Annotated in this window: 2 protein-coding genes; both read right to left on the minus strand. The window is 39.1% G+C overall.

The genetic code is table 11. The features are described from left to right. Window positions 1-770 (minus strand): hypothetical protein (locus tag F6K53_RS38505; protein ID WP_293085101.1); only part of this gene is annotated, 770 nt, incomplete at its 3' end. A gap of 718 nt (window positions 771-1,488) precedes the next feature. After that, on the minus strand, window positions 1,489-2,021 hold a 533-nt coding region (locus F6K53_RS38510), incomplete at its 5' end, for a hypothetical protein (RefSeq protein WP_293085104.1).

Consider the following 2,021-nt stretch of genomic DNA (forward strand, 5'->3'; position numbering starts at 1 on the left):
TGTTGTTCAGGGATAGCATTAAGGGCTTCATCAAATGCTTGCTGGCGAATCTCGGTAAAAGTAGTGGTACTTAAGTCAGTTGGGATTAAGCCAGCTGCCGTATTTTGGGCAGTTGTGGTATCGGTTTCAGCAATACCAATGGATTCTAAGCCCTGTTGAGCTAGTCCAGTAAAGACTAGAGCGATGACTTGATCTGTCTGACTATTCTCCCCATTTAAGAGTACAGCTTTATTCGGTATCGCTTCTTCAATAGCAGTTTTGGCAGCAGTGATGACTTGATCAGCGGTAGTGTCAGTGGATGAATTAGCAAAACTCATTACCGCTTTGATACTGGCATTGCTGGCTTCTTCTGAAGTAAAGCCCAAGGTTACTAGTTCATCCTCCAGGGCATCAGTCATAGCACCTAAGCCAAACACCAACTGGCCTTCCCCATCTTGAATCCCCTGAGATACCAGATTGAGAGTTCCTTGTTTAGAGGTTTCAGTGTTCACTTTCCTAGAAGTACCAGTAATGAAGAACTCACTAGGTGGAGACGATCTTCCCCTCGGAGCACGAGGCATTTGGTACCGATAAGTGACTTGATTGATCACAGTTGCTTCTACTGTTTCAGGAGCTGTACACTGTAGCGGTGTCTGACCAGTTGTTGCTGAAATTTCAGCTGTCTGAGTTTGCGACAGTACTGGTGGAGATGTGGGTAAGATACCTGCTATTAAAGCTGTTGCTAGCAGCTTTGGGAAACGCTTCTTCCAGTAAGGGGTTGATTTGCACATTTTGATAGTAAATCACTGGATAGTTTTGTTTAGTTAAATTCGGTGTTTTTATAAAATTTAAAATGTCGTTTTTTTTGTTTGTTTAATAATAATTAGTGAGTTATTTTATTCTATAAAAAACGCAAATTTAAGCAAAAAATAGCGCAGATTGCGCTGATTATTTCATTATCTATATCTATGTATTTTTAATACTTATTATGCTATATTATTCTGACCTATTATGTATCGAAATAGCTACAATAACAATGCTGTAAGACGCTTTTTACTAAAATCTCTAATTCCTCTAATAATCAATACTTATTATTCATTAAAATATAAGTATTAATACAGAATTTTATTTAGCCCTATAAAAACTGTTACAACGGACAGAATGAGTAATATTGGCTATTCAATAAATTATTTAAGTCCCTGTACTTACGTTATAAAAATAAATAACATAAGTATCATCTTAAGTGATTAGTCATTAGTCATAAGTAAGGATTCAGCTATAGCGCTACGCGCACGCTACTTGAGGTGCTAAAGGCCTTTGGCCACGCTACGCGAACAGCTTATGCGTCACGCTACGGGAATGGCTGAGGGCTGACGACTGACAGCTGAATGCTTACAGTCATAATTTATGAGTCTTACTTTATAAGTCACTTGTAATTAATAATAGTTTATTTGTATTTACAAATGACTAATTGCTAATGACTAATCACTAATCGCTAATTGTTAATTACTAGCGAACAGTGACATCATAAGATGCTTCTAAAACTGCTTTAGGATCGAGGGCTTCTGGAAACTCAAAGCGAACGTGAGTGTAGGCTGCAGCAGGGGCAGGTCTAGTTTCTACTGTGCCATCTTCAAGGGTGACTTCAATAGTAGGTTTGTCTATAAAAGTCTCTCCATTATCAATGCTGTAAGTTATCGTTGCTCCATTGCTGTTGCTAGCGGAATCAAGGATATACATGGTAGCCCGGGGAATGGGTTGGGTAACCATCAGATTGTCAGCTTCCACTTCCCCAGAATTTTCACCTTTGACAGTGTAACGAAGGGTATCTCCTGGTTTGACAATGGCTTTGCTCTCTAGGGCTTGCCAAGTAATATTTTCTTTACCTTCAGTATCAACTTCTACTATCTTCTTCTTAGCCACTAATTTCAACTGCACTTTGGGGCGCATGATGTTTTGGACAATCACTTCCCCAGCTTCCTGTAAACCAGCTAATACAGGAGTCTTACCTATAAAAGGCACAGCAACAATTAATGCGATCG

Origin of the sequence: Moorena sp. SIO4A1 (assembly GCF_010672065.1) — a bacterium.
GTDB lineage: Bacteria > Cyanobacteriota > Cyanobacteriia > Cyanobacteriales > Coleofasciculaceae > Moorena.